The sequence below is a fragment of the Streptomyces sp. NPDC045026 genome, assembly GCF_056432625.1.
This window is the reverse complement of sequence record NZ_JBWKIS010000028.1, coordinates 1-23,310: the sequence shown is the minus strand read 5'-3', so window position 1 is coordinate 23,310 and position 23,310 is coordinate 1. Positions and strand designations below refer to the sequence as shown.

The window sequence follows — 23,310 nt, the reverse complement described above, 5'->3', positions numbered from 1 at the left end:
GAGCCAGGCATCAACAGCCGAGCCTCAACACGAAGCCCCGGCCCGAACAGGCCCCCTCAACACGAAGCCGAACCTCAGCGCAGAGCCTGGCCCCGACCAGTAACCGCCCGCCTCAGCACCCGGCCTCGACATGCCGCCGGAGGCTCTCCGCATCGACACCGGCCCGTCCGAGCACCTCGACCGCACGGCACTCGCGGTCCGCCGCGAGCGAGGTGAGGAGGTCGACCCCGCGCGCCCGCGGGTCGCCGCGACGCTCGGCGCGTTCGAGCGCGGCTTCCATCGCGGCGGCCGCGGCGGGCGACCAGCCGAGCCCCGTCACGACGGGCACGGCGCCCGAGTCCTCGACCGTGCCCTGCCACTGGAGCCCGTACCCGATGCTCCGCTGCACGAGATAGCCGAGGAGCCGGGCGAGCTGCGGTCCGCCGTCGAACGCCTCGCGCACCTGCGGGTCGGTCTCCAGGAGCGAGTGCAGGAGATGCGCGGTGTCGATCTGACGGTCCCCGTCACGGACGGCTCTGCGGCGCGCGCCGGCCACCACCGAGGCGAGCTCGGGACTGAGCCTGGCGTCAACATCTGCACGATCGTGGCCGCTTGCCGCGGCCTCGGACGGGGTAGGGCTTTGCACATCTCCCACCTCATCAGCCCCTGTCCGGCCGGGCATCCCCGGCGGGAAGCATTTCCACGTCCGACACAAGGTGGGCACGCCTGACCGGGTTCTCCTCCTTACGGATGAGATCGCGCCCTTCTTACCCGGAGGGGCGCGCCGCCTTGCATCGCGCCCCTCACGCAACCGCAGACGTACCGGAACTCGTCCTTCACAAGTATGAAGAGCAGGTGCTGGCTCGTGGCCCTGCCAGCAATCGACGGCAGACAGTACGTGTACCGGGTGTACGCACCCGACGACGCGCTGCTCGCCGACCTGTTCTGGGACGCCTGGCACTGTCACGACGAGGGGCCGTTCCCGCGGGCGTCGGACCTCTTCGACGCGGCCGTCATCGAGAAACTCGGCTGACCCCGGCCATTCCCGCCACTTCTGACGGTTCATCAGTATTGAATGTTCGAGGCCCTGAGGCTACTTTCCGCGACACCACGGCTGCGCCCGCCGCAGCTCTCGTCGAGAAGGGGTGGCCGCATGGCCGAAGTCAGCGCGGAAGCACGGATCGGAGCACCCGCAGAGAAGGTCTGGGCCCAGCTCACCGACTTCACCGCGTACGGGGAGTGGAACGCCACGCACACGAGCTTCCCGAAGGGCGCCCCCACGGCGCTCGAAGTGGGCGGCACCTTCGAGGAGAACATGAAGCTCATGGGCTTCCCCGCGGAGGTGACCTGGACCGTCGAGGACCTGGAGACCACCCGGACCCTCGCCATCCGGGGCAAGGGGCCGATGGGCGTCACCGTCGGCACGCGCTACACGCTGACCGCGGACGGCGACGCCACGACGGTCCGCATCGACGGTGAGTTCACCGGCGCCGCGGTGTCCCTGATGGCGGGCAAGCTCAAGGACTCGGCGACGGCCGCGCTCAACGAGTCACTGCGCAAGCTGGCCGGCCTCGTCGCCTGAAACGCGCGCGGACACGCGAAGGCGCCCCGCACGCTCGGTGCGGGGCGCCTTCGCCTCTGCCGGTACGGGGCATCACCCCCGGCGGACCTCAGTCCTCGTCGGCGAGGATCAGGTACAGCTTCTTGCGGGCGTCATTGATGACGGTCAGCGCCTTCTCGCGCTGCTCCTTGCTGCCGGTCTTCCAGACCTGCCCGAACGCCTCCATCAGACCGAAACCGGCCTGCCGAATCTCGTTCAGGGTGTCCCAGTCGACCCCGCGCCCGGCCTCTTCCCAGGGGGCGTCGGGTCCTTCGTCGGCCGCGGAACGGCCCGACTCGGTGAGCGAGAACAGTTTCTTGCCGCCCTCGCTCTCGCTGGCGATCAGGCCCTCGTCCTCAAGCAGCTGAAGGGTCGGATACACCGAACCCGGGCTGGGCTTCCACGCCCCGCCGCTGCGCTCGGCGATCTCCTGGATCATCTCGTAGCCGTGCATCGGACGGTCCTTCAGGAGGGCCAGGATCGACGCGCGTACGTCGCCGCGCCGTGCCCTTCCGCGAGGTCCGCCGCCCCGGCCGCCGCGCCCTCCGCCACCCCAGGGTCCGGGGCCGAAGCCCGGCCCGAAGGGACCGAAGGCGGCGCGCCGCCCTTCGAAGCCGCCCCGACCTGGATGGCCGGGCCCGCACTGTCCATGCCCGTGTCCGTGTTCATGCTCGTAGCCATGGGAACGCATCGCAATCATTCCTTCCATCGTTGATCGGTCGCGATGCGTCAACGATATATCGGGACTGTTCGGGTGGCAACCCCTTGTCGGTCCAGCTCTCCCGAATTGGCCTTGGCCTGCGCGTTCGCCGTCCCCGTAGCGTCAGCCCATGCGCATTCGAATCGTGGACGCCTTCACCGACCGCCCCTTCGCCGGCAATCCGGCCGGCGTCCTGCTCCTCGACGCCTTCCCGGACGACGCCCGGCTCCAGGACATCGCCGCCGAGGTCAACCACGCCGAGACGGCCTTCGCCCACCCACTGCCCGTCGGCGGCGAAGCCGACTGGGCGCTGCGCTGGTTCACCCCCACGACCGAGGTCGACATGTGCGGCCACGGCACCCTGGCCACCGCGCACGTGCTGCACAGCACCGGCGCGGCCGACGGCCCGGTCCGCTTCGCCACCCGAAGCGGCGTGCTCGTCGCGACCCCTGGCGAGGACGGCACGATCACACTCGACTTCCCCACCGCGCCCCTGACCCGTATCGACACCCCCGAGGGCGTCGCGGCCGCCCTGGGCGCCGAGCCGCTCTCGGTCCACGACCCCGGCCGACAGGTCGGCGGCCTGCTCGTCGAGCTCGCGGACGAGAAGACCGTGCACGCCCTCACGCCCGACCTGAAGGCACTCGCCGCCCGTTCGGAGCTCGGCGTCATCGCCACCGCCCGCGCCGCGGACCCCGCCGGCGGCCACGACTTCGTCTCCCGCTGCTTCTTCCCGCGCCTCGGCATCGACGAGGACCCGGTCACCGGCAGCGCCCACACGGCCCTCGCGCCGTTCTGGTCCGCGCGCCTCGGCCGCGCCGAACTCACCGGCCTCCAGGCCTCCGCCCGCACGGGCCTCGTCCGCACCGAACTGCGCGGCACCCGCACCCTGCTGACCGGCCGCGCCGTCACGGTCATCGAGGGCGACCTGCTGGCCTAGCACGCCGCAGGGGGCGTACGAAGATCTCGTACGCCCCCTGCACCGGCACCCCGCATCAGGCGCCCTGCGTCAGACACCCGCTCCGACCTCACGCGGTGGGCAGCCACCCCACCTTCCCCGCGAGCAGCGCGTATCCGACGAACGCGCCGATGTCGAGCAGCGAGTGCGCCACCACCAGCGGCCCGACCCGCCCCCACCGCCGGTACAGATACGCGAAGACCAGACCCATCGCCAGGTTTCCGAAGAAGCCGCCGATGCCCTGGTAGAGGTGGTACGAGCCGCGCAGCACCGAGCTCGCCACGATCGCCGTGCCGGGCGTCCAGCCCAACTGACCCAGCCTGCGCAGCAGATAGCCGACGACGATCACTTCCTCCAGTACGGAGTTCTGGATCGCCGAGAGGATCAGGACCGGGTACTTCCACCACACGTCGGGCAGCGCCTCCGGCACGACCGTGAGGTTGAAGCCGAGGCCCCGGGCCGCCAGGTAGAAGGCGATGCCCGTGCTGCCGATGACAGCTGCGATCACCGCGCCGCGGGTCACGTCGAAGAGCGGTCTCGTACGGTCGAAGCCGATCGTCCGCATCCCGGCGCCCTCGCGCAGCAGGAGATGCGCGACGAGCGCGACCGGGACGAGCGCGCTCGCGATCCCGAACAACTGCCATGCCAGATCGAGCCACGGCCGCCCTGGAGCCGCCGAGGCGTTCAGGGTCGCCGCCTGGTCCTTCAGACCTCCCGGCTTGGTGACCGATCCGACGAAGCTGATCAGCGCGGACACTCCGCTCGCGCCGAGTGAGAGCGCCAGAACGAGCAGTGTCTCGTTCCGGAGAATCCGTCGCGAGAGCCGCTCACTCGGAAAAGAATCGGCCACCGCACCCACCTCCGCCTGCACACCTGCCTCCAGTTGAGTAATCCCGCCTCATCCCCCACGCCGCCCCGCTAGGGTCTCGAATACAGGTACGAAGATCGCGCGCGACAGGCCGGGGGGACGAAGGCCGTTCTTTGGTGTACCTCTCCCCTTCCGCCGGGCCAGGCCGAGGGAAGGGCACCACCGCATGGGACGTCACAGCTTGCCCGACGAGTATGGGACGGACGCGGTCGACCCCCGCCCCCGCACGCGCGGCCGGACCGTGGCCATCGCCACGGCGCTGGTCCTCGTGGTCGCCGGGGGCACGGCTCTGGCGGCCCGGAGCGGCCTGCTCTCCTTCGGCGGGGCCTGCGACGGGACGGTCCACCTCGACGTCGTTGCCTCGCCCGATGTCGTCCCCGCGCTGCGCGACGCCGCGGACCTCGCCCGCAAGAAGCATCTGACCTCCGACGGGCAGTGCCTCGACACCCGTGTGCAGGCAGGCGACTCGTACAAGGTCGCCGATTCCCTGCGGAAGGGCGGGAAGAGCACCGCGCAGTACGAGGCGTGGGTGCCGGATTCGAGTCTGTGGATCCAGCGCGCCGGCCTCGGCGAGAACGCCACCCCGGTCACGGCGATGGGCAACATAGCCTCCTCCCCCATCGGCATCAGCATGGTGCCGTCGGCCGCGAAGAGCATGGGCTGGCCCGCGAAGAAGTACACCTGGGCGCAGTTGACCGGCGCGGCGATGGAGGGCGACAAGCTGCGGCTCGGGACGGCCGACCCCGCGCGGAGCGCGACCGGTCTCCTCGCCCTGACGCAGCTGGGCGCCTCCACCAAGAAGTCCGGGTCGGGGGACGACACGCAGGCCGCCGCCATGGCCAAGGCGCTCTCGCAGCGCACCACCGACAGCGACGGACAGCTGACCGACACCCTGGCGCGCGACTCCTCCGGCACCGAGCAGGGCAATCCGCGCCGCAACCAGGCCCTGATCCTCTCCGAGCAGTCCTCGTTCCGGTACAACGCGACCGCGGGCGACAAGGACGGGCTCGAACTCTTCTACCCGAAGGACGGCTCGGCGCAGCTCGACTACCCGTTCGCCCTGGTCGACGAAGGCACCGAGTCGACGGACGAGCGGCGGGCCGCGATCCGCCTCATGACCCTGCTCGGCGAGGACGCCGGCCTGCGGATCCTGGACAAGCACGGCTTCAGGACGGACGACGAGGAGCCCTCGGACGCGCTGGTCGCCGGGGCGGGCGGCCGCAGTCCGCAGCCGTACGCGACGTCTGACTCCGAACCACCCACGGACAAGGAGCTCCAGGAGACCCTCGGCATGTGGACGATCACGGTGCAGAGCGCCCGGATCACCGTGGTCGTGGACGCCTCCGCCTCGATGGCGAACTACGTGCCGGGCCGCAACCAGTCCCGCATGGAGGTCACGAAGGCGTCGATGCTCCAGGCGCTAGCCACGTTCACGCCCGAGGACGAGATCGGCCTGTGGGAGTTCGCCACGCTCCTCGACGGGAACCGCGACTACCGCAAGCTCGTGCCCACCGAACGCCTCGGCGACCGCAAGGGCGGCGGCACCCAGCGCGACAAGCTGTCCGAGGCCTTCAGCGGCCTCCAGCCCGTCCCGGGCGGCGCCACGGGGCTTTACGACACGACGCTGGCCGCCTACGAGGAGGCCACGTCGTCCTACCGGAGCGGCAAGTTCAACGCTCTCGTGGTCGTGACCGACGGTGCGAACCAGGACGTCGGGTCGATCTCACGCAGCAGCCTCGTCTCCCGGCTCCAGGACCTCGCCGACCCGCAGCACCCGGTGCCGCTCATCGCCATCGCGGTCGGCCCGGACGCGGACAAGGACGAGGTCGAGCAGATCGCGGGGGCCACCGGCGGCTCCGGTCACCAGGTCAGCGACCCGGCCCAGATCCACGCGGTGATCCTCAAGGCGATCGTGGAGGCGGGCGCCAAGGGCTGACGGGGTGACCGGGCTGACGGAGCTGACCGGGCTGCCGGAGCCGGCCGGGCCGAACCGCCCTGCCGGTCAACCCAGTTGCACCGCCGGCGCCGGCAGCCCCACCGGCCAGGTGTGCACCGGGTCCCCGGCGTGCATCAGTTCGCAGTAGCGCCGGGTGGTCGCCGCGAGCGCCGCATCGCGCTCCAGGCCGCTCTCCAGCGCGCAGTGGAACGTCGCCGCCTGCCACGAGGCCCCGTTGACCCGTCGCCGGCAGCGCTCCTCGATCACTCCGAGATAGAAGTCACGGTCGGCCGCCTCGACCCCCCAGGCGTCGAGCCCGGCGGCGGCCAGCGGCAGCAGCTCGTCCCGTACGAGCGTCACGACGGGCACCTTCTCGACCCCGCCGAAGCGGCCCCGGCGCGGCCAGTCCAGGCGCGCGTCGATCCCGTGCCGGCACGCCTCGTCGAAGTTGCGGGCCGCGGCGTCGAAGGGCAGCCGGCTCCAGACCGGGCGGGCGTCCTCGGCCAGGGCGCGCACGACGCCGTAGTAGAAGGCGACGTTCGCGATGACGTCGGTGACGGTGGGGCCCGCGGGCAGGACGCGGTTCTCCACGCGCAGGTGCGGCTTGCCGTCGGCTATGCCGTACACGGGCCGGTTCCAGCGGTAGACGGTGCCGTTGTGCAGGACGAGCTCGCCCAGCGCCGGCACTCCGCCGTCGTCGATGACGCGCAGCGGCTCCTCCTCGTCGCACAGGGGCAGCAGCGGCGGGAAGTAGCGCAGATTCTCCTCGAACAGGTCGTACGCGCTGCTGACCCAGCGCTCGCCGAACCAGGTGCGCGGCCGCACCCCCTGGGCCTGGAGCTCGGGCGGGCGGGTGTCGGTCGACTGCTGGAACAGGGGCGGCCGCGATTCGCGCCACAGCTCATGTCCGAACAGGAACGGCGAGTTGGCGCCGACCGCGACCTGCACGGCGGCGACCGCCTGCGCGGCGTTCCACACGTCGGCGAAGCGGGCGGGCGTGACCTGGAGGTGCAACTGCACGGAGGTGCACGCCGCTTCGGTCGCTATGGAGCCCGAGGTGCAGCGCAGGTGCTCCACCCCGTCGATGTCGACCACGAAGTCCTCGCCGCGCGCGGCGAGCATCTGGTCGTTGAGGAGGCTGTAGCGGTCTACGTCCGACAGGTTCGCGGAGACGAGATCATCGGGCACGAGCGTCGGGAGAATGCCGATCATGACGATCCCGGCGTCCACCTCGTTCGCTTTCCGGTGGGCATAGGCGAGGCCGGTCCTGAGCTCCTCGGCGAGCCGGTCGAGAACCCGGCCTTCCAATCGGTGGGGGGCAATATTAACTTCCAGATTGAACATTCCGAGTTCGGTCTGGAAATCACGGCTCGCGATGCGCTCGAGAACTTGCGCATTCATCATTTTCGGCATGCCGTCGGGCCCAGCGAGATTCAACTCGATCTCCAGCCCCATCAGATTCCTCGGACGGTCGAACCGCTGCTCCTCCAGGAGCCTCGCGAGCCCCACCAGACACTGCTGCAACTTCCTGCGGTAGTGCCGTCGATCGGACAGGTCGAACGCGCCCGCCACGACCTTCTCCCCCATGGAAGCGTCCCTCCTCGCTTGGATGGCCCGGCCGTCCGGCCGCCGTGTCTCGGTGGATGATGCCCAGGCAATGTGATCGATAACGCCCCGCTCCCCGCCGTCGGCGAGTAGGCTCGCAGCAGTTGTCACGGGGCACATTCACGAGGCATGCGGCATGTCGAAGACTAGGTTCCACCTAGCCTGGTGATAAACACCGACGAGAATCAGCCGTCCGCTCGCCGTGAAGATTACGAGGTCACGGATCCAGCCCCGATTAAAATCGGGAGATTCCCCTCATTTCGATGACCGAATAACGCCTTGCCGAGTATTTTCGAGACGGCTAGCCGAAACACTGCGTGAACACGCGTCGTATAAACTCCGCGAACGAGGCAGAGAGTTGGCGCTCGCGGTACCTGCCCCCGCCCCCTCTGGCCCGGTCAGCAGACAGCGCCGTCCGCTCGTCCCGCCACGCCCTCGATCCACCGTGCCTGTCGAATGAGAGGCGACCCACCATGCCGCTGCATGTCCCTCCGGCTCCCGCGCCCGCCCTGCGCACCGTCCTCACGGCCCTCGGTTCCCCCACCGCAGTCCGCGAGGCCCGCACCCCTTCCCTGCGCTCCGCCCAAGGACCGGCGAGCCCCGAACTCCCGTTGCCCGTCCACGTACTGGACCGGGTCACGGGCAGCGCGGGCCCCTCACCCACCCGGCTCGCCGGCTGGCGCTTCCTGATCCGCTGCGGAGAGCGGGCGGTCGCCGCCGCCGACACGATCCTGACCGCCGACGGCTGGGCGTTCTCGCACTTCTTCGAGGGCCCGTACGTCGCGGCCACCGAACGCGCGCTGCGTCAGGCCGAGTCCCTGCCCGCGGCCTACCAGCCGCGCCTGCTCTCGGTCCCGGAGCTGTACATGCTCACCCTGTGGCTGCACGGGGACTGCAACGCCGACGCCTCCACGGGACATCCGGCGGCCAGCGACCTCCTGGTCCCGCTCGCGCCCGCGCCGCCCGGCATCGCCGCCCACCGCCCGCACCGGGTCGCCGAACTGCTGCCCGTCCTCACCCATCGACTGACCCCAGCGCCACTCCTGGGCTCACCCGCCTGACGCGACCGGGCCGCCTGACGCGCCCGCGCCCCGCTGCCGATGCCGACCGGTCGCGGGGCGCAGCCCTGCCCTCGCCCGCCCGTCCGGACTAGCCCGGTCAGGCCACCCCGAACCACCCGAAGGGACAGTGCAGTTGGGGTGAACCGTCCGCACGGGTGACGCGTCCTCATCCAGTGAGGACCGCTGCGACGAAATACCTGCGGATTCTCGCCCGTGGGGCAACACTGGGTTCCGGACCGACCGACAAACGGGGGGCGGCCATGAACAACGCTTCGAGCCGCAGGACAGACACCGACATCGCACCCATCACCGACATCACTCCACAGGGAAAGATCCCATCCATGTGCCAGCACCAGCCACCGTGCCCGTCCGCAGACTCCGCCGACCGGGAGGCCGCACTCCCTGTGGCCCACCACCCCGAACAGGGCTGGAGTCTGCTCTGCAACGGCGTCCTGCTCTTCGAGGACACCGGTGAGCTGCTGCCCAACGGCCAGATCATCGCTCCGCACCGCCCGGTGCACGTCGTGACCGCGGCCTGAGCGGATCCGGACGCCGACGGCGTCCCCAGTACGAAAGGGCCGGCCCCGGGAAAACCCGGAACCGGCCCTGACGCATGTCAGCGTGTGTATCAGTTCTCGTACGCGTCCATGGGCGGGCACGAGCAGACGAGATTCCGGTCGCCGTACGCCTGGTCGATGCGGCGCACCGGCGGCCAGTACTTGTCGGCGGCCACGACACCGGCGGGGAAGACGGCCTCCTCGCGGCTGTACGCGTGCTCCCACTCGCCGCCGAGCGCGGCCGCGGTGTGCGGGGCGTTGCGCAGCGGGTTGTCCTCGGCGGGCCACCGGCCCGAACCGACCTTCTCGATCTCCCCGCGAATGGCGATCATCGCCTCGCAGAACCGGTCCAGCTCGGTCAGGTCCTCGCTCTCGGTCGGCTCGATCATCAGCGTTCCGGCCACCGGGAACGACATGGTCGGGGCGTGGAACCCGTAGTCGATGAGGCGCTTGGCGATGTCGTCGACGCTGACTCCGGTCGCCTTCGAGATCGGACGCAGATCGATGATGCACTCGTGCGCGACGAGGCCGCCGGGGCCCGTGTACAGCACCGGGAAGTGCGCCTCGAGACGCTTGGCGATGTAGTTGGCGCTGAGCACCGCGACCTGCGTGGCCCGCTTGAGACCCTCGCCGCCCATGAGACGCACGTACGCCCAAGAGATCGGCAGGATGCCCGCGGAGCCCCACGGCGCCGCGGAGATCGGACCGACGCCGGTCTCGGGACCGGCGGCGGGCTGCATCGGGTGGTTGGGCAGGTACGGCGCGAGGTGCGCGCGGACACCGACCGGGCCGACGCCCGGACCGCCGCCGCCGTGCGGGATGCAGAACGTCTTGTGCAGGTTGAGGTGCGAGACGTCGCCGCCGAAGTGGCCCGGCTTGGCGAGGCCCACCAGGGCGTTCAGGTTGGCGCCGTCGACATAGACCTGACCGCCGGCGTCGTGCACCTGCGCGCAGATGTCGGCGACGTGCTCCTCGAACACGCCGTGCGTCGACGGGTAGGTGATCATCAGGACGGAGAGCTCGTCGGCGTACTGCTCGATCTTGGCGCGCAGGTCCACGACATCGATCTCGCCGTCGTCGGCCGTCTTCACGACGACCACCTTCATGCCGGCCATCACGGCGCTCGCGGCGTTCGTGCCGTGCGCGGACGACGGGATGAGGCAGACGGTGCGCTGGTCGTCGCCGTTGGCGCGGTGGTAGCCGCGGACGGCGAGCAGACCGGCCAGCTCGCCCTGCGAACCGGCGTTCGGCTGGAGCGACACGTTGTCGTAGCCGGTGACCTCCGCGAGGCGCTCCTCCAGCTCACGGATGAGCGTGAGGTAGCCCTGCGCCTGCTCGGCGGGCGCGAAGGGGTGCAGCTGGCCGAACTCGGGCCAGGTGACCGGCTCCATCTCCGTCGTCGCGTTGAGCTTCATCGTGCAGGAGCCCAGCGGGATCATGCCGCGGTCGAGCGCGTAGTCACGGTCGGCCAGCTTGCGCAGGTAGCGCAGCATCGAGGTCTCGGAGCGGTGCGCGTGGAACACGGAGTGCGTCAGGTAGTCGTCGCCCCGCAGAAGGCCCGCAGGCAGCGTGTCCTCGGCCGAGGCGTCGAGCGCCTCGACATCGGCGTCGACACCGAACGCGGTCCAGACGGCACCCAGTTGGGTACGCGTCGTGGTCTCGTCACACGAGATGGACACGTGGTCGGCGTCCACGAGGTGGAGGTTGACGCCCCCTTCACGCGCGGCGCCCACGATCTGGGCGGCCCGGCCCGCGGCCTTCACGGTCACGGTGTCGAAGTACGCGCCGTGCACGACCTCGACCCCGCCGGCCTTGAGTCCCTCGGCGAGCAGCGTCGCGTACCGGTGCGTGCGCCGCGCGATGCCCTTGAGGCCGTCGGGCCCGTGGTAGACGGCGTACATGCCGGCCATGACGGCGAGCAGCACCTGAGCGGTACAGATGTTGCTGGTGGCCTTCTCGCGCCGGATGTGCTGCTCACGGGTCTGCAGGGCGAGGCGGTACGCCTTGTTGCCGTCGGCGTCGACGGAGACGCCCACGAGGCGGCCGGGCAGGCTGCGGGCGAACTTCTCGCGGACGGCCATGTAGCCGGCGTGCGGACCGCCGAAGCCCATCGGGACACCGAAGCGCTGCGTCGTACCGACGGCGATGTCGGCGCCGAGCTCACCGGGCGAGGTCAGCAGCGTGAGGGCGAGCAGGTCGGCGGCGACCGTGACGACGGCGCCCAGCTCGTGGGCCTGCTCTATGACCGGCTTGATGTCGCGCACGGCACCCGAGGCGCCCGGGTACTGGATCAGGACGCCGACGACGCCGCGCTCGGCGACCTCGGCCGGGATGCCGTCGGACAGGTCCGCGACGACGACCTCGACACCGGTCGGCTCGGCACGCGTCTGGATCACGGCGATGGTCTGCGGCAGCGCGTCCGCATCGACCACGAAGGCGCCGTTCTTGACCTTGCCGATGCGCCGGGACAGCGCCATGGCCTCGGCGGCGGCCGTGCCCTCGTCGAGCAGCGAGGCTCCCGAGGTCGGCAGACCCGTCAGCTCGGCGACCATCGTCTGGAAGTTGAGCAGCGCCTCGAGCCGGCCCTGCGAGATCTCCGGCTGGTAGGGCGTGTACGCCGTGTACCAGGCCGGGTTCTCCATGACGTTGCGCAGGATGACGGGCGGCGTGAAGGTGCCGTAGTAGCCGAGTCCGACCATCGAGTCGAGGACCTGGTTGCGGTCCGCGAGCGAGCGAAGTTCGGCGAGCACCTCTGCCTCGGTGCGGGCCCCGGGAAGATCGAGTGCCTCGGCGCTCTTGATCACGTCCGGCACCGCGGCCGCCGTCAGCTCGTCGAGCGAGCCGTACCCGACCTGCGCGAGCATCTTGGCCTGCGCTGCTTCATCCGGACCGATATGGCGCTGCTCGAAGGGGATTCCCTGCTCCAGCTGGGAGAGCGGAATACGGTTGGCGGTCATTGCGGAGGCCTCCTGGTCATTGCGACCTGCGAGGGGCACCACGGCGCGGGTGCCCGAACGGCCTCCCCCTCTGTCATCTCAACCTGAGAGCTTCACCGGCGCGCCCCACATCACGAAGGGCATGCCGACTTTCACCGTCGGTGAGGGCGGAGGCCTGAACGCCCGCCCTGCTTTCCAGAGTGACCTCGTCCGTGCGGTACAGGGGCCTGAGAGATTCCGGGGAGGAGTTGCTCCTTCGGCGCCTCCGGTGTCATACCGGAGGACTCTCCCGCACAGGGTCAGCAGCCATCGCCAGCCTACCAGCGGCAACAATGCCCCCGGCTTCGAGTGGCCGCCGTCACCAATGTGCACTTTGGTAGTGCTTACGGATGAGTTGCGAGCAGCTGGAGGGCCCCGTGCAGACCGATGTCGATCCGCGCAACCTGATCGGCCGCAAGGCGTTCGACCGCAACGGAGCCAAGATCGGGACCGTCGACGAGGTCTACCTCGACGACGCGACCGGGGTCCCGGAGTGGGCGGCGATACGCACAGGCCTGTTCAGCCGGGACGCCTTCGTCCCCCTGGAGCCGAGCGAGCTGGTCGAAGGCACTCTGCGCATCCCCTTCGAACGCTCCTTGATCAAGGACGCCCCCGACTTCGGGGTCGGCCGTCACCTCTCCCCCGAACAGGAGCTCCAGCTCTACCACCACTACGGTCTCGACATCACGGCCCCGGACGACCCCGAGCCCCCTCAGGACCACGACTTCGGCAAGATCGCCGGCAACTCAGACGACACCTGACCCGGCATCCCCCTCCCGGGCCGGAACGAGCCCGGCCCCGCCCTCCACCAGCGGCAGCGGCTCCGCGGGCACGAGAGCGGGGTCGTCCGTGCGGAAGGTCCGCACCCGCCCCGGCTCCGAGTACGGCGTCTCGAAGCGCACCGTCACCCGCCCGAGCCCGCTGCCCTGCACCCACCCGTGCCCGAACTCCTCGTGCCGCACGTCGTGCCCGGCCACCCAGCGCCGGTCCGCGGTCTCCACGACCTCTTCCGCGGCCGAATGCCCCTTCTCCCCCGCACCAGCCGCCCCTTCCGTCTCACCCTCACCCTCGGCCGCGTGCGCCTCGGCCTCGGCCTCGGCCTGCGCCCGCGCCTGCGCGAACAGGTCCTCCTGCGTGTAGTCGGCCAGACCGGTCACCCCCACACCGAGCAGCCGCACCCCACCCGTCGTGTCCACGGACTCCAGGAGCCGGGCCGCCGCCTCCCGCACCACGGCGGGGTCGTCGGTGGGCCCGCGCAGGGTCTCGGATCTCGTCAGCGTGGAGAAGTCGTAACGCCGCACCTTGAGGACCACGGTCCGCCCGGACCGCTCCGCCCCCCGCAGCCGCTGCACGCACCGCTCGGCAAGCCGCTGGACCTCCGTCCGCACCCGCACCCGGTCATGGATGTCCACGTCGTACGTGTCCTCGACCGACACCGACTTGGCGTCCCGCTCGGCCACCACGGGCCGGTCGTCGTGCGCGAGGGCCATGGCGTAGAGCGAGGCCCCGTGCGACTTCCCCAGCAGCCGTACCAGCTCGTCCTCGCCGGCCTCGGCGATCTCCTCGACGGTCGTGATGCCGGCGCGTCTCAAATGGTCGCCGGTCGCGGGCCCCACGCCGGGCAGCGTGCGCACCGGCATGGGCCCGAGCATGGCGCGCTCGGTGCCGGGCACGATCAGCACCAGACCGTCCGGCTTCGCCTCCTCGGAGGCGATCTTCGCCAGCATCTTCGACGCCGCGATCCCCACCGACCCGGTCAGCCCGGTCACGGCCCGGATCTCCTCCCGCAGCCGCTCACCGACGAGCCGCGCCGACGCGGCGTCCCAGGCCACCTCACCGGCCTCCAGATCGACGAAGGCCTCGTCGAGGCTCAGCGGCTCCACCAGCGGCGACAGCTCCCGCAGCAGCCCCATCACCTGCTCACTGACCTCCCGGTACAGCCGGAAGCGCGGCACGAGGTACGCGGCATTGGGCGCGAGTCTGCGCGCCTGCCCGATCGGCATCGCGGAGTGCACCCCGAACACACGGGCCTCGTACGAGGCAGTGGCCACCACCCCACGAGGCCCGATCCCGCCCACGACCACGGCTTTCCCGCGCAGACTCGGCTTCGACGCCTGCTCCGCGGAGGCGTAGAAGGCATCCATGTCGAGATGCAGAATCGTGGGCGCGGTTCTCACATGTCCGATGCTGCCCTACGGCACTGACAATCCCCGACGGACGCATCGGCCGCGCTCACACCGCGCGGTTGCGCCGTCTCGCCAGCTCGTCGGCCGGGTTGTTCCCGAGGAGGGTCTCGCCGGTGTCGATGCGCTCCCCGTGCAGCTGCGACAGGGCGCTCTCGACGTCCCGCCATACCACGCCGACGGCGATGCCGAAGATCCCCTGACCGCCCTGAAGCAGATCATGGACCTCCGCCGGCGAGCTGCACTCGTAGACCGTGGCGCCGTCGCTCATGAGGGTCAGCCGCTCCAGATCGCCGAAGCCGCGCTCCCTCAGGTGCTGCACCGCAGTGCGGATGTTCTGCAGCGAGACACCGGTGTCCAGGAACCGTTTCACGATCTTCAGGACGACGACGTCCCGGAAGCTGTAGAGCCGCTGGGTCCCCGACCCGTGGGCGGGGCGCACACTCGGCTCGACCAGTCCGGTCCTCGCCCAGTAGTCCAGCTGCCGATAGGTGATACCGGCCGCCGCGCACGCGGTGGGTCCCCGGTATCCGACCTGCTCGGGCGTCGCCTCATCAGCCCCCTGAGCGACCACCGGCAACACCGTCGGCCGACGCGGAATGTGATCGGCCGCGTGGCCGTGAAGCGAGTACGGGCCGCTCTCCGCCGGACTGTGTCCGACGCCCCCAGCCGTACCGTCGCCGCTGCTTCTCACGCCGACCTCCTCATTGACCTGCCTTCTCGACGGTAGGCAGTCACCAGGGGTGCGTCAACGATCGCCACACTCGGCACGCCGAGTGATAATCACCCTACGAGTGGTTTCCCGTACCTCACCGCGGGGAAAGGCTAGCCGAATGGTCCGGCCGTGCCACCGGCGCGGCGGCGGCCGTCTTCCGACGGCCGCTCGCGTCACTGACTGTTGGTCCCGAAATCCTCGGGCGAAATCTGGTCGAGGAATTCGCGGAACTTCTCCACCTCGTCCTCCTGCTCGTCCGGGATCGCGATCCCGGCATCATCGAGCACACCGTCACTGCCGTAGATCGGCGTACCGGTGCGCAGCGCGAGCGCTATGGCGTCCGACGGGCGGGCACTGACCTCGACCCCGCTCGAGAACACCAGTTCCGCGTAGAAGACGCCTTCGCGCAGGTCCGTGATGCGTACTTCCGTGAGCTCCTGCCCGACCGCCTCCAGCACGTCCTTGAAAAGGTCGTGCGTCAGCGGGCGTGCGGGAGCCATGCCCTGCTGTGCGAAGGCGATGGCCGTCGCCTCCCCCGGTCCGATCCAGATGGGGAGGTAGCGGTCGCCTCCCACTTCACGCAGGAGCACGATCGGTTGGTTGGAGGGCATTTCGACCCGGACACCTACGACGTCGAGCTCGTTCACACAGCAACCCTAGGACGTGCCCGGCAGGTTTGGGTAGTCGGGCACCCGTCGATCGCCGGTCGCACACCGCGCGAGCGCCCCTCGAATCAGGGCAGACGCACGCCGAGCGCGGTCTGCACAAGGGCCCCGTGAAGCTTCACGGTCAGCCCTGCCAGCTCCTTCGCGCGGGCCTGGGCGTGCGCCCTGGTCTGGGGATTGCGGTGCCGTCGCAGGGGTGCGACGACCTGGTCGACCAGACCTGCCTCCCGGTCGGCCGCGGCCTTCATGGCCCGCAGATGCCGTGGCTCGATCCCGAAGCGGCCCAGTTCCATGACCAGCTCGGCGACCGTGACCGCTTCCGCGTCGTATCCGCCGTCGGGGAGCGGCGCGATGAGGCCGTACGACTCCCACTCGTCGAGCTCGGGAGACTCGATCCCGGCGGCGGCAAGCAACTCGTCACGGCCCACACGGGCCACTGTCGGGCCCTCGCCGCCCCCCAGGGCCTGACCGTCCTCTCCCTCGCCCTGTCGCGCCGGAGAGGGCAGCGTGATCGCTTCCCCCCGTTCCAGGGCGTCGAGCTGTTCCTTGATGACCTTCAGCGGCAGGTAGTGGTCCCGCTGCATGCGCAGTACGTGCGCGAGTCGCTCGACGTCGTCCGGGCTGAACTTGCGGTACCCCGAGGGGGTTCGCTGCGGCTCGATCAGCCCTTCCGACTCCAGGAACCTGATCTTGGAGATGGTGACTTCGGGGAACTCGTCGCGCAGCACGTTCAGCACGGTGCCGATGCTCATCAGCCGACTGTCCGTGAGGGCGATGCCGTGACCGGCACCGCCCTTCGGTGTTTGAAGCATGGACCTTCCTGACAGGTCAGATGCCCCGCTGGCTCGCGTAGAAGACCAGCCGGTACTTGCCGATCTGCACCTCGTCGCCGTTCGAGAGCACGACCGAGTCGATCCGCTCCCGATTGACGTACGTACCGTTGAGGCTGCCCACGTCGCTGACGGTGAAGGCGCCGTCGGCCCCGCGACGGAACTCCACATGACGGCGCGAAACGGTCACGTCGTCAAGGAAGATGTCGCTCTGCGGGTGCCGTCCCGCCGTGGTCAGCTCACCGTCGAGGAGGAAGCGACTGCCCGAGTTCGGACCGCGTCGCACCACCAGGAGCGCCGAGCCGAGCGGCAGGGCGTCGACGGCGGCCTGGGCCTCCGGGGAGAGCGCCGGCGACAGCGTCTGACCGGTGACTTCGGCGTCGTAGGCCTCAAGGCCCGAAATGGAAATCGTCGAGGTCGTCTCGGACGGACGCTCGGCTCCGGCGCGCAGAGGCGCACCGCAGTTGGAGCAGAACCGGCTCGCCTCGGCGTTGCGGTTTCCGCACCTCGTACACACCTGTGCCGACATGGACGGATCCTCCTGCCGCGGCTGCCCCGCGGGGGCATGGGACGCATACGGATCGGAGGTAAACCCTCCACCCGCACTTGAGGTTGACGGTTCCCCGAAACCTATGCGGCCGGACGCGGCATGGTCAACAGCCGACGCGCCCTGTCCGCCCGAAATGTCACCACCCTGCGGACCGACCTGATCACGGAACAGCGGACGCTCCGCCCCCTGCACCTCCGCGTCCTGGGTACGCGGTGCACGATGGCGGGCAGTGGCGTTGGCATTGCCACTGTCCTCACGTGCGCTCTTGCCGAACAACTTCGCAAACAACTTCACGGGCGATTCCCCTTGACCGAAACAGACCCGCCCGTGGGGCAGGACGAACCCTGATTGCACACACCGCCGTACATCGGCGACACAGACATCCTCACAACGTCCGTATCCGCCAAACAGTTTCCACCACGCACCCCGCTTACGGTGCGCCGACCCCCCGCAACCTCATGCCCTCGCCGGACCACCCCCATGCGCACCCGCCTCACTGGGACGACGACTGAGCGTAGTCAGGCCGCTTCGCCGGTCGCAAGGCGTCCACAACGATCTTCTGCGCCTGTGTCACGGTAGCGGTGGCCTGCTCCTTCTCCAGAGTCTGGACCACCCCACCAGGGATGTTGAGCGCCGGCTCCAGGTCCTGCGGCTTGCCGATGACCTTGAAGACGAAAGGCTCGCCGATCTTGTGACCGTCCACACTCACCCGCCCGCCGCTGGCGTCCGTCAAATACGTGTCGGCGACGACCCGGACATCGTTCACCTGGATCGCCTCCGCACCCGCGGCGCGCAGTTCCTGGATCGCATCGAGCAGCATGTCCGCCTGCACCGCGCCCTTCTTGTCGCTGATCGTCAGCGTGATCCCGGGGCCCTGCGCCGCCACGGTGCCCGCCAGAATGCCGAGTTGCCGTTCCCTCTCGACCGTCTGCTTGCGGGCCTCCTCGGCCTGGTCCGAGCTGTTCTCCAACTCGGTGCGCTGCCCCTCGAGACGCTGCTTCTCATCTCCCAGACGCTGAGTACGGTCATCCAGTTCATCGAGGATGCGTACGAGATCTTCCTGACGTGCGCCGCGCAGCGCGTTGCTGTCGCTGTTGGACCGCACCTGGATGGCCAGACCCAGGCCGAGGACGAACAGCAGAAGGGCGACGATGAGTTGCGCGCGGGAGACTCGCGGCGGCCACACCCCCTTGGCCAGTCGCTGACGTCCGGTCAGTGACGGGGCCTTCGTCTCCGCGGCCGGCGCTTCCGCCTCGTCCGCATCGTCCGCCGCTTCGGCAGCCACCTCGTCCGGCAGTTCCTTGCGCAGGCGATGCTGCTCGTGGTTCTCGTGGTTCTCGTGGTTCTCGTGGTTCTGATCCTCGGACATCGGCCTCACGCCCGGAAGATGTGCCGCCGGATGGCGGCCGCGTTGGAGAAGATGCGGATACCGAGCACCACGACGACGCCGGTGGACAGCTGCGCGCCCACGCCCAGCTTGTCTCCCAGGAACACGATCAGGGCCGCCACGACGACGTTCGACAGGAACGACACGACAAAGACCTTGTCGTCGAAGATCCCGTCGAGCATCGCCCGCAGGCCGCCGAACACCGCGTCGAGGGCCGCCACCACGGCGATCGGAAGGTAGGGCTCGACCACCGCCGGAACCTCGGGCCGGACGAACAGTCCGACCACGACTCCCACGACGAGGCCCAGTACGGCGATCACGATGTGCCCTTCTCTGTTCTCGGCTGTGCTGTACGTACGGTCACGCTCGGCGCCGCGGGCAGGCGGACGTCGTCCTGGGCGGAAATACTGGTCCGGATCCCGAAGTTCTCCTGCAGCGCGTGCAGGTACAGGCCGTCAGGGCTGTTCTGGAACCGGGTGCTCAGCCGCTGGCCGTCCCCCACCGCGAGCACCGTGTACGGCGGCACGAGCGGTCTGTTGTCGACCAGTATCGCGTCACCCGCCGCGCGGATCGCGGACAGGGCCGTCAGCCGCTGTCCGTTGATGGCGACGGCCTCGGCACCGGACTGCCAGAGCCCGTTGACGACCCGCTGCATGTCCCGGTCGCGCACCCGCCCGGTGTCCGAGAAGTCGGCGCTCTCGCGCGGCCCTCCGCCGCCCTGGTCGGCTTCCTTGGCGTCGTCGACGACCAGCTTCACTCCCGGGCCGTGCACCGCCGTGGCCCCGGAGAGCAGACCGACCAACTCGCCTTTGTCGCCGCCGTGCTTCTTCAGCGCCTCACGCTGGCGATCACTCACGTCGTTGCGGAGCGTGTCCACCTGACGCTCGAGCTCGTCCGCGGCGTCCGTCTCCCGGTCGATACGGGCGATGAGCTCCTCGCGCTCCTTCGCCACGACCGGTGCCGCGACCCGCGCCTGCGCCGCCCCCACCGTCACCACGAGCGCCGCGAGGACGAGGCCCGCAGCGAGCCCGAGTTTGGCCCGCAGGGTGCGCGGCATCCCGCCGCTGCCCTCGGCCTTCTTACGGGCCGCCGCCTCCGCGTATCCGTCGTCGAGGCTGTGGTCCATCACGTTCGTCAGCAACGACATGGAGGCATCGGGGCGCCTCGGGCTCACGGGCCGGGAGGGACTGCTCCGATCGGGGGGCTGCTGCGGCATGCCGCACATCGTCGCACGTGGTGGCCTCTACCTCCGAATGGCCCCACCGGTGTGCCGGTCGACGCCCGTGACGGGCACCGACCGGCACCTACGACGGCTCAGTGACCAGCGCTGTCGACGACTGCCGCCCACTCGTCGAGCAGCTGTCGGGCGGACGCGTCGTCGGGCCCCTCGGCCCACAGATGGGTGACGGCCTCGGCCGGGTCGGGCAGAACCATCACCCAGCGCCCGTCCGCCTCGACGACCCGCACACCGTCGGTCGTGTCGACGGACCGGTCGCCGGCCTCCTCGACGACCCGCCGCATCACGAGCCCCTTCACCGCCCACGGAGTCGCGAGGTCCCGCTTGAGCACGTGCGCCCGCGGGATCCGCGCGTCGATCTGACTCAAGGTCAGCTGCGTCCGCGCCACGAGCCCGATCAGCCGGACAAAGGCGGCGGCACCGTCGAAGACGGAGCTGAACTCCGGAATGATGAAACCGCCGCGACCGTCACCGCCGAAGATGGTTCCCTCGTCCCGCCCGACGCGCGTGAGGTCGTCGGGCGACGTGGTCGTCCACTCCACCTGCGTCCCGTGGTACGCGGCCACCTGCTCGGCGATACGCGTCGTGGTCACCGGCAGTGCGACCCGGCCGCTGCGCCGCTCGGCGGCCACCAGGTCGAGCATGACGAGCAGCGCACGGTCGTCCTCGACGATCCGGCCCTTCTCGTCGACCAGCGACAGCCGCTCGCCCACCGGGTCGAACCGGACGCCGAACGCGGCCCGCGCGGACGCCACGATCTCCCCTAGGCGCACGAGTCCGGAGCGGCGCGCGTCCAGCGTCTCGGTCGGCCGGGACTCGTCGAGCCCCGGGTTGATCGTCAGCGAGTCGACGCCGAGCCGCCCGAGGAGGCTGGGCAACACCAGACCGGCGCTGCCGTTCGACGCGTCGACGACGACCTTGAGCCCCGCCTCCGCGATCCCCGTTGTGTCGACATTGCGCAGCAAGGAACCTGTGTACGAGTCGAAGACGCTCGACGGGAAGTGCAGATCGCCGATCTCTCCGGGGAACGCCCGTCGGTACTCCTGCCGCGCGTACACCCGGTCCAGCTTCCGCTGGCTGGCCTGCGAGAGGTCAGCTCCCCGCTCGTCGAAGAACATGATGTCGACGGAGTCCGGCACTCCGGGTGTCGTACGGATCATGATCCCGCCGGCACTGCCCCGCGCGGTCTGCTGCCGTGCGACAGGCAGCGGCACGTTCTCCAGATCTCGTACGTCGATGGCGCTCGCCTGCAACGCGGAGATGACCGCGCGCTTCAAAGCTCGCGCACCACGCGAGTGGTCACGGGCCGTGGTGACGGTCGAGCCCTTCTTGAGCGTCGTGGCGTACGCCCCCGCGAGCCGCACGGCAAGCTCGGGAGTGATCTCCACGTTGATGATGCCGGAGACACCGCGGGCTCCGAAGAGATGCGCCTGACCCCTGGACTCCCAGATCACCGAGGTGTTGACGAAGGCGCCGGCCTCGATGGTCTTGAACGGATAGACCCGGACGTTGCCCTGGATAATCGATTCCTCGCCGACGAGGCACTCATCGCCGATGACGGCGCCGTCCTCGACGCGGGCGGCCCGCATGATGTCGGTGTTCTTGCCGATGACGCAGCCGCGCAGATTGCTGTGCGGCCCGATGTACACGTTGTCATGGACGACGGCCTTGTGCAGAAAGGCCCCGCTCTTCACGACGACGTTCGAGCCGATCACGGTGTGCTCGCGCAGCTCGACGTCGGCTTCGACCTTGGCGTAGTCGCCGATGTACAGCGGACCGCGGAGCACGGCGTCCGGATGGACCTCGGCCCCTTCCGCGACCCACACTCCGGGCGAGATCTCGAATCCGTCGATCTCCACGTCGACCTTGCCTTCGAGCACGTCGGCCTGCGCCTTGACGTAGCTCTCGTGCGTGCCGACGTCCTCCCAGTAGCCCTCGGCGATATAGCCGTAGACCGGCTTGCCTTCCTTCATGAGCTGCGGGAAGACGTCACCGGACCAGTCGACCGACACATCGGCCTCGACGTAGTCGAATACCTCGGGCTCCATGACGTAGATGCCCGTGTTCACGGTGTCGGAGAAGACCTGGCCCCAGGTGGGCTTCTCCAGGAAGCGCTCCACCTTGCCCTGTTCGTCGACGATGGTGATGCCGAATTCAAGGGGGTTGGGGACGCGGGTCAGGCAGACCGTGACCAGCGCGCCCTTTTCCTTGTGGAAATTAATGAGGTCGGTGAGGTCGAAATCGGTCAGAGCGTCACCGGAGATCACAACGAAAGCGTCGTCCTTAAGTGCTTCCTCTGCGTTCTTCACGCTGCCGGCTGTGCCGAGTGGCTTCTCCTCATTGGCATAGGTGAGCTCCATGCCGAGCTCTTCGCCGTCCCCGAAGTAGTTCCTGACGAGCGACGCCAGGAACTGCACGGTGACTACGGTCTCGGTGAGCCCATGCCGCTTGAGCAACCGCAGCACATGCTCCATGATCGGCCGGTTCACAACCGGCAGGAGCGGCTTGGGCATACTCGAGGTCATGGGGCGAAGGCGTGTACCTTCGCCTCCAGCCATTACGACGGCCTTCATGTCGGAAGCGTCCTCCTTGAAGAGACGACTGTCTAGCCGACTTCGCCCGTCCGGATGGGCCCGCTGATCTCAGAGTGCGGGCCGACCTGGCCTCGAATACCGCCACATGGCGAGCTCAATCGGCCGTGGAGTCCGCCCTGACCAGTCGGCGGACCTGTACTACGTAGAGGATCCCTGCCCACCAGTAGAGCGTTGTACCCCATCCTGCGAACGCCCATCCGAAAATAGCAGCGAGCGTGTTGATCCAGCCACTTCCGTCGCTCAGGAGCAACAGGGGGAACGCATACATGAGGTTGAACGTCGCGGCCTTGCCGAGGAAGTTCACCTGCGGCGGCGGATAGCCGTGCCGGCGGAGGATACCCACCATCACCAGGAGAACGAGTTCCCGGGCAAGCAGTATGGCCGTCAACCAGACCGGCAGAATCTCGCGCCAGGTGAGTCCCACCAGCGTGGACAGAATGTAGAGCCGGTCGGCTGCAGGGTCGAGAAGCCGGCCGAGGTTGCTGATCTGATTCCAGCGCCGGGCGAGCTTCCCGTCGAGATAGTCGCTGACGCCGCTCAGCATCAGGACCAGAAGGGCCCAGCCATCGCTTTTGGGCCCGCCGAACTCGGGCCTGAGGATGAGCCACAGGAACAGCGGTACGCCAAGGAGACGCGCCATGCTGAGGATGTTCGGGATGGTGAGCACCCGGTCCGTCTGGACACGGGTCTCCTGGACCTCCACCCGGGGGCCTCCTGTGGGGAAACGAGCCAACGATGCCCCCTGACCTTACCCTCAGCGCGCATGGGGCCGTGCAGAGGGGTGCACAAGAATTGCCGCACAACGCTTGGTGCACAACGCAGAAAACCCCCGTAACAGGATTCTCATCCGTTACGGGGGTTTTCTTCAAAAATAGTTCGGCGGCGTCCTACTCTCCCACAGGGTCCCCCC

22 protein-coding genes and 1 riboswitch are annotated in these 23,310 nt (G+C 69.3%); of the genes, 7 read left to right on the top strand and 15 right to left on the bottom strand.

Annotated elements, in window-relative coordinates; all coding sequences use genetic code 11:
* Positions 1-112 precede the first annotated feature (112 nt).
* Positions 113-625: a peptidase gene (locus tag AC07EJ_RS37415; RefSeq protein ID WP_478885928.1), complete on the bottom strand. Its 513-nt coding sequence runs from the start codon at positions 623-625 to the stop codon at positions 113-115.
* 219 nt (positions 626-844) lie between these two features.
* Here AC07EJ_RS37415 and AC07EJ_RS37410 point away from each other — a divergent pair, with 219 nt between their 5' ends.
* Together AC07EJ_RS37410 and AC07EJ_RS37405 are read left to right on the top strand one after the other, a co-directional pair.
* The gene (locus AC07EJ_RS37410) at positions 845-1,012 is read left to right on the top strand and encodes a hypothetical protein (RefSeq protein ID WP_165914282.1); all 168 of its coding nucleotides are present in this window, start codon (positions 845-847) and stop codon (positions 1,010-1,012) included.
* Positions 1,013-1,132: 120 nt separating this feature from the next.
* On the top strand, positions 1,133-1,561 hold the full coding sequence (locus AC07EJ_RS37405; RefSeq protein WP_389486650.1) for a type II toxin-antitoxin system Rv0910 family toxin: 429 nt from the start codon (positions 1,133-1,135) through the stop codon (positions 1,559-1,561).
* Positions 1,562-1,649: 88 nt separating this feature from the next.
* On the opposite strand, the gene AC07EJ_RS37400 is transcribed toward AC07EJ_RS37405, so the two are convergent.
* Positions 1,650-2,270 (bottom strand): PadR family transcriptional regulator, encoded by a 621-nt coding sequence (locus AC07EJ_RS37400; RefSeq protein WP_389486648.1) that lies wholly within the window; start codon positions 2,268-2,270, stop codon positions 1,650-1,652.
* Positions 2,271-2,409: 139 nt separating this feature from the next.
* On the opposite strand from AC07EJ_RS37400, the gene AC07EJ_RS37395 reads away from it, so the two are divergent.
* The gene (locus AC07EJ_RS37395; protein ID WP_478885927.1) at positions 2,410-3,219 is read left to right on the top strand and encodes a PhzF family phenazine biosynthesis protein; all 810 of its coding nucleotides are present in this window, start codon (positions 2,410-2,412) and stop codon (positions 3,217-3,219) included.
* An 88-nt stretch (positions 3,220-3,307) separates the two neighbouring features.
* On the opposite strand, the gene AC07EJ_RS37390 is transcribed toward AC07EJ_RS37395, so the two are convergent.
* On the bottom strand, positions 3,308-4,108 hold the full coding sequence (locus AC07EJ_RS37390) for a CPBP family intramembrane glutamic endopeptidase (RefSeq protein ID WP_478885926.1): 801 nt from the start codon (positions 4,106-4,108) through the stop codon (positions 3,308-3,310).
* 163 nt (positions 4,109-4,271) lie between these two features.
* Here AC07EJ_RS37390 and AC07EJ_RS37385 point away from each other — a divergent pair, with 163 nt between their 5' ends.
* Positions 4,272-6,041, top strand: coding sequence for a substrate-binding and VWA domain-containing protein (locus tag AC07EJ_RS37385; RefSeq protein WP_478885925.1), 1,770 nt, complete (start codon positions 4,272-4,274; stop codon positions 6,039-6,041).
* Between the two features lie 66 nt (positions 6,042-6,107).
* On the opposite strand, the gene AC07EJ_RS37380 is transcribed toward AC07EJ_RS37385, so the two are convergent.
* A complete protein-coding gene (locus AC07EJ_RS37380) occupies positions 6,108-7,628 on the bottom strand; it encodes a glutamate-cysteine ligase family protein (RefSeq protein ID WP_478885924.1) in 1,521 nt (506 codons plus the stop codon).
* Between the two features lie 491 nt (positions 7,629-8,119).
* On the opposite strand from AC07EJ_RS37380, the gene AC07EJ_RS37375 reads away from it, so the two are divergent.
* Positions 8,120-8,707 carry a hypothetical protein gene (locus AC07EJ_RS37375; protein WP_362909905.1) on the top strand — a complete coding sequence of 196 codons (588 nt, stop codon included), beginning with the start codon at positions 8,120-8,122 and terminating at the stop codon, positions 8,705-8,707.
* Positions 8,708-9,048: 341 nt separating this feature from the next.
* Positions 9,049-9,246 carry a DUF5999 family protein gene (locus AC07EJ_RS37370; protein ID WP_165914281.1) on the top strand — a complete coding sequence of 66 codons (198 nt, stop codon included), beginning with the start codon at positions 9,049-9,051 and terminating at the stop codon, positions 9,244-9,246.
* 89 nt (positions 9,247-9,335) lie between these two features.
* Here the strand turns inward: AC07EJ_RS37370 and gcvP are convergent, their stop codons facing one another.
* On the bottom strand, positions 9,336-12,221 hold the full coding sequence (gene gcvP / locus AC07EJ_RS37365) for an aminomethyl-transferring glycine dehydrogenase (RefSeq protein WP_478885923.1): 2,886 nt from the start codon (positions 12,219-12,221) through the stop codon (positions 9,336-9,338).
* A 184-nt stretch (positions 12,222-12,405) separates the two neighbouring features.
* Positions 12,406-12,502, bottom strand: a riboswitch (glycine riboswitch).
* A 114-nt stretch (positions 12,503-12,616) separates the two neighbouring features.
* Between gcvP and AC07EJ_RS37360 the strand changes: the two genes are divergently transcribed.
* The gene (locus AC07EJ_RS37360; protein ID WP_389486761.1) at positions 12,617-13,000 is read left to right on the top strand and encodes a PRC-barrel domain-containing protein; all 384 of its coding nucleotides are present in this window, start codon (positions 12,617-12,619) and stop codon (positions 12,998-13,000) included.
* On the opposite strand, the gene AC07EJ_RS37355 is transcribed toward AC07EJ_RS37360, so the two are convergent.
* The 10 genes from AC07EJ_RS37355 to clsA form a co-directional block, all read right to left on the bottom strand.
* The gene (locus AC07EJ_RS37355; protein ID WP_478885922.1) at positions 12,986-14,416 is read right to left on the bottom strand and encodes a DNA polymerase IV; all 1,431 of its coding nucleotides are present in this window, start codon (positions 14,414-14,416) and stop codon (positions 12,986-12,988) included. The genes AC07EJ_RS37360 and AC07EJ_RS37355 overlap by 15 nt on opposite strands.
* Positions 14,417-14,471: 55 nt before the next feature.
* Positions 14,472-15,116: a MerR family transcriptional regulator gene (locus AC07EJ_RS37350; protein WP_389486634.1), complete on the bottom strand. Its 645-nt coding sequence runs from the start codon at positions 15,114-15,116 to the stop codon at positions 14,472-14,474.
* Positions 15,117-15,310: 194 nt separating this feature from the next.
* On the bottom strand, positions 15,311-15,784 hold the full coding sequence (locus tag AC07EJ_RS37345) for a bifunctional nuclease family protein (RefSeq protein ID WP_100597640.1): 474 nt from the start codon (positions 15,782-15,784) through the stop codon (positions 15,311-15,313).
* An 86-nt stretch (positions 15,785-15,870) separates the two neighbouring features.
* Positions 15,871-16,614, bottom strand: coding sequence for a transcriptional regulator FtsR (gene ftsR, locus AC07EJ_RS37340; RefSeq protein WP_478885921.1), 744 nt, complete (start codon positions 16,612-16,614; stop codon positions 15,871-15,873).
* A gap of 16 nt (positions 16,615-16,630) precedes the next feature.
* Positions 16,631-17,593, bottom strand: a complete 963-nt coding sequence (locus tag AC07EJ_RS37335; RefSeq protein WP_389486759.1) for an FHA domain-containing protein — start codon at positions 17,591-17,593, stop codon at positions 16,631-16,633.
* A gap of 82 nt (positions 17,594-17,675) precedes the next feature.
* Positions 17,676-18,551, bottom strand: a complete 876-nt coding sequence (locus tag AC07EJ_RS37330; protein WP_393584304.1) for a DUF881 domain-containing protein — start codon at positions 18,549-18,551, stop codon at positions 17,676-17,678.
* A 5-nt stretch (positions 18,552-18,556) separates the two neighbouring features.
* Positions 18,557-18,889 carry a small basic family protein gene (locus AC07EJ_RS37325; protein ID WP_100597644.1) on the bottom strand — a complete coding sequence of 111 codons (333 nt, stop codon included), beginning with the start codon at positions 18,887-18,889 and terminating at the stop codon, positions 18,557-18,559.
* Positions 18,886-19,794, bottom strand: coding sequence for a DUF881 domain-containing protein (locus AC07EJ_RS37320; protein WP_389486628.1), 909 nt, complete (start codon positions 19,792-19,794; stop codon positions 18,886-18,888). The genes AC07EJ_RS37325 and AC07EJ_RS37320 overlap by 4 nt, the downstream gene beginning before the upstream one ends.
* A gap of 89 nt (positions 19,795-19,883) precedes the next feature.
* Positions 19,884-22,379, bottom strand: coding sequence for a sugar phosphate nucleotidyltransferase (locus tag AC07EJ_RS37315; protein WP_389486626.1), 2,496 nt, complete (start codon positions 22,377-22,379; stop codon positions 19,884-19,886).
* Between the two features lie 115 nt (positions 22,380-22,494).
* Positions 22,495-23,103 carry a cardiolipin synthase ClsA gene (clsA, locus tag AC07EJ_RS37310; protein ID WP_389486624.1) on the bottom strand — a complete coding sequence of 203 codons (609 nt, stop codon included), beginning with the start codon at positions 23,101-23,103 and terminating at the stop codon, positions 22,495-22,497.
* Positions 23,104-23,310: the final 207 nt, after the last annotated feature.

Bases quoted from the DNA above. Each gene is read 5' to 3' on its own strand.
- AC07EJ_RS37330 (WP_393584304.1), bottom strand. From the start codon at position 18,551: ATGTCCGAGGATCAGAACCACGAGAACCACGAGAACCACGAGAACCAC.
- AC07EJ_RS37370 (WP_165914281.1), top strand. From the start codon at position 9,049: ATGTGCCAGCACCAGCCACCGTGCCCGTCCGCAGACTCCGCCGACCGG.
- AC07EJ_RS37380 (WP_478885924.1), bottom strand. From the start codon at position 7,628: ATGGGGGAGAAGGTCGTGGCGGGCGCGTTCGACCTGTCCGATCGACGG.
- ftsR (WP_478885921.1), bottom strand. From the start codon at position 16,614: ATGCTTCAAACACCGAAGGGCGGTGCCGGTCACGGCATCGCCCTCACG.
- AC07EJ_RS37405 (WP_389486650.1), top strand. From the start codon at position 1,133: ATGGCCGAAGTCAGCGCGGAAGCACGGATCGGAGCACCCGCAGAGAAG.
- AC07EJ_RS37375 (WP_362909905.1), top strand. From the start codon at position 8,120: ATGCCGCTGCATGTCCCTCCGGCTCCCGCGCCCGCCCTGCGCACCGTC.
- AC07EJ_RS37395 (WP_478885927.1), top strand. From the start codon at position 2,410: ATGCGCATTCGAATCGTGGACGCCTTCACCGACCGCCCCTTCGCCGGC.
- AC07EJ_RS37320 (WP_389486628.1), bottom strand. From the start codon at position 19,794: ATGTGCGGCATGCCGCAGCAGCCCCCCGATCGGAGCAGTCCCTCCCGG.
- AC07EJ_RS37315 (WP_389486626.1), bottom strand. From the start codon at position 22,379: ATGAAGGCCGTCGTAATGGCTGGAGGCGAAGGTACACGCCTTCGCCCC.
- AC07EJ_RS37400 (WP_389486648.1), bottom strand. From the start codon at position 2,270: ATGCGTTCCCATGGCTACGAGCATGAACACGGACACGGGCATGGACAG.
- AC07EJ_RS37385 (WP_478885925.1), top strand. From the start codon at position 4,272: ATGGGACGTCACAGCTTGCCCGACGAGTATGGGACGGACGCGGTCGAC.
- gcvP (WP_478885923.1), bottom strand. From the start codon at position 12,221: ATGACCGCCAACCGTATTCCGCTCTCCCAGCTGGAGCAGGGAATCCCC.